The sequence below is a fragment of the Microbacterium sp. ISL-103 genome (assembly GCF_018613995.1).
Taxonomy (GTDB): domain Bacteria; phylum Actinomycetota; class Actinomycetes; order Actinomycetales; family Microbacteriaceae; genus Microbacterium.
In genome coordinates this window covers 1-3,322 of record NZ_JAGGPD010000397.1, presented here as the reverse complement: position 1 = coordinate 3,322, position 3,322 = coordinate 1, and the positions used below count along the sequence as shown (strand labels likewise).

The 3,322-nt window shown below is 70.9% G+C and carries 2 protein-coding genes and 2 pseudogenes; 1 reads left to right on the top strand and 3 read right to left on the bottom strand.

Features of this window, described 5'->3' with window-relative positions; translation table 11 throughout:
* Positions 1-214: pseudogene (locus J7E68_RS14335) on the bottom strand (hypothetical protein); the annotation flags it as partial.
* A 113-nt stretch (positions 215-327) separates the two neighbouring features.
* On the opposite strand from J7E68_RS14335, the gene J7E68_RS14330 reads away from it, so the two are divergent.
* Positions 328-1,524: an ROK family protein gene (locus J7E68_RS14330; protein ID WP_215173648.1), complete on the top strand. Its 1,197-nt coding sequence runs from the start codon at positions 328-330 to the stop codon at positions 1,522-1,524.
* 47 nt (positions 1,525-1,571) lie between these two features.
* Here the strand turns inward: J7E68_RS14330 and J7E68_RS14325 are convergent.
* Together J7E68_RS14325 and J7E68_RS14320 are read right to left on the bottom strand one after the other, a co-directional pair.
* A pseudogene (locus tag J7E68_RS14325) lies at positions 1,572-2,692 on the bottom strand (Gfo/Idh/MocA family protein).
* The coding region (locus tag J7E68_RS14320; RefSeq protein WP_215173646.1) for a sugar phosphate isomerase/epimerase at positions 2,692-3,322 on the bottom strand (631 nt) is incomplete at its 5' end. The pseudogene J7E68_RS14325 and the gene J7E68_RS14320, both read right to left, overlap by 1 nt.

Genomic DNA, 3,322 nt, shown 5'->3' with positions numbered 1-3,322 from the left:
CGGCGAGCAGCAGGGCTGCTGCGTGGAGCTCGGCCCGCACCGCCCCGAGCTCGTCTGCCGCCTGGCGTCCTCCGGCTTCGGAGCGCGTGGCGACGGCGCGCAGCTCGCCGCCGGCGTCACGGGCCGCCGTGCGATGCACGCGGGCCATGAATCCTCCGCCGAGGATGCCGGCTCGGATCGTCCCGAGACCGGTGTGGGTGACATCCGTTGTCATGCCGGTGAGTCTGACACAGCCCCGTCGACTTTTGCTAGACCTTTGTCAAAAGTTATTTGTAACGAATCGGAAGTCGATCGTGAGTCGATGCAAGTCTGTGGTTTACTGACGCAATGGTCGACGCACTCCGCACCGCTGCGGCGGCGAATCCCGGCGCAGGAGAGATCTTCCAGATCCTGCGCGACGGGACAGCCCGCACGAAGGCCGAGCTCGCCGCGCTCACCGGGCTCGCGCGCTCGACGGTCGCGCTGCGGGTCGATGCCCTTCTGGTCGCCGACCTGCTGCGCCCGGCCGGCGAGGCGGTCTCCACCGGCGGACGCCCGCCCGCGCGACTGGCGTTCAACGCGCGTGCCGGCCTCGTTCTCGCCGTCGACCTCGGAGCCACGCACGCCACCGTCGCCGTCGCGGATCTCTCCGGCATCATCCTCGATTCCCGCACGCGCACGATCGACATCGGCGACGGACCCGAGAGCCTGCTCGAATTGATCCTCGAAGACGGCGCCGCTCTTCTCGAGTCCGCCGCCGCCACCGGCATCCCCCTGCTCGGCGTGGGGATCGGCGTCCCCGGCCCCGTCGAGCACTCGACCGGACGCCCGACCAACCCGCCGATCATGCCGGGGTGGGACCGCTTCGACATTCCCGCCTACGTGCAGCGCACGTTCGATGTGCCGGTGCTCGTCGACAACGACGTGAACATCCTCGCCCTCGGCGAGCAGGCGACCACCTGGCCGCACATCGACGACCTCGTCTTCGTCAAGGTGTCGACGGGCATCGGCTCGGGCATCATCGCCGGTGGCCAGCTGCAGCGCGGCGCTCAGGGGTCGGCCGGCGACCTGGGGCACGTCCAGGTGCCGAGCGGCGCAGGTTCCGCGAGAGAGCCCGGCGATGAGCGCGATCTCGAGGCGCTCGCGAGCGGGTCGGCTCTGGCCACAGCCCTGCGGGAGGCCGGGCACGAGGCGAACGGCCCCTCGGACGTGGTCGATCTCGTACGCTCGGGCAACGCCGCCGCCATCGAGGCGACACGTCAGGCGGGCCGCGATGTCGGCGAGGTGCTGGCGACCGTCGTCAACCTGCTCAACCCGTCGATCATCGTTCTGGGCGGCAGCATCGCCCGCGCGGGCGAGCACCTTCTCGCCGGGGTGCGCGAGGTCGTCTACCGTCGCTCGATCCCCCTGGCCACGCAGCACCTCGCGATCGTGCAGTCGCAGGCGGGCGACCGCGCCGCTGTGCTCGGGGCCGCGATCATGGTCGCCCGCGAGGTGCTCTCACCCGCGAACGTCGACCGCTATGTGGCGACGAAGGCACGCTGACCGCGCGTTCGCCGCCACACCGGATCGCTTCAGAGCGTCGTCGGACCTCAGAGGGTCGCGGCGAACGGGTCGAAGTCGGCGTCGAGCGACCCGACCGCGTCGAGGGTGCTGTCGACGGTCACGAAGCTGCGCGACTCGGCTGCCTCTTCGATCGACAGCAGCGTGTCGAGCACGTGGTACCCGAACTCGCCGGTCGCGACATGCGCACGGCCGGCAGCGATCGACCGCGCCATGTCGAGGAGCCCCACGCCGCGCCCCGACAGGACGCCCTCCTGTTCGACGTCGACGACGTCCTGCTGCATGGGCGCCGGCGGCACGAACGCGCGCGTCAGCGGCCGGGTGATCATGATCTCGCCACCGAAGGTGTTGGGATCGGGGATCACGATCGTCCCCTCGGTGCCGGTGATCTCGACGATGCCCGTGCGCAGCAGCGGCGAGTCGGTGCTGTACAGGCTCTGCGCCTGACCGCCCTGCTCGAAGTCCATCAGCACGCTGAGCGTCGACGGGATCTCGACCGGGAACTCCTGACCCGCCAGCTCGCCGACCTGCACTGTGCGGGTGGGCGCGCCCTGGAGTCCGAGGGCTGCGACCGCGGCCACCGGCCCGAACACGTGCACGAGTGCCGAGACGTAGTACGGACCCATGTCGAGCAGCGGGCCGCCGCCCTTGGCGTACAGGAATGCGGGGTTCGGGTGGAAGATCTCCGGCCCCTGCCACTGGAACGTCGTCTGGGCGAACAGCGGGCGACCGATGTCACCACGCGCGATGGCGCGCTTCGCCGTCTGCACCCCCGGGCCGAGCACGGTGTCGGGGGCGACGCCGACGCGCAGCCCCGCGGCATCCGCGGTCGCGAGCAGCCGCAGGGACTCGTCGCGGCTGACGCCGATCGGCTTCTCCGTCCACACGTGCTTGCCTGCGGCGATGATCGCCTCCGAGACCTCGACGTGCACCGCCGGGATCGTGAGGTTCACGACGATGTCGATGTCGGGGTCGTTCAGCACGAGATCGACGCCGCCCGCCCGGGGCACGCCGTACTTCTCGGCCTGCGCCTTCGCGCGCTCCACGAGCAGGTCGCCGATCGCGAGGACCCGCACGTCGGGGAACGTCGTGAGGTTCGACAGGTACTNNCGATGATGCCGACGCCGACGGGGCCGTTGCCGATCGTCATCAGCCGGCCACCTTCTCGTCGAGGTACACCCGGCTGCGTTCGATCGCTGCCCAGAGGTCGCCCTCGTAGTGGTCGAACTCGACGATCGCGAGCTCGAGCGCGGGAGCCGCGGCGATGGCCTCGACGAGAGGCACGGCGCCGTCGCCGGCGGGCACCTGGTCGGCGGGCGGGTAGGCGCTCAGTGCGGGGTCGAGCGTGCCGTCCTTGGCGTGCACCGCGATCACGCGGTCGCCGAGGCGCTGCAGCAGCGCGACGGGGTCGACTCCGCCACGGGAGACCCAGTACAGGTCGACCTCGAGCACCACGCGGTCATCGAGAAGGCCCGCGAGCACCTCGAGTCCGGTGACGCCGTCGAACACGGCCTCCAGCTCGTGCGCGTGGTTGTGGTACCCGACGCGCACGCCGACGGTGGCGCCGACGGCGGCCGCCTCGTTGGGCAGTCGCGCGGTCTCCTCGATCTGCGCGACCGACTCCCAGCGCGCGGGCTCGGTGTACGGGTCGATCACGGTGTGCATGCCGAGCACCTTGGCGGCGGCGAACACTTCGGCGGGCGACGGCACCGGAAGAGTGGTGCCGCTGCCGTCGGGGTTCACGAACGACTCCGAGGCGAGGAAGGCGTGCCCCGAGGGA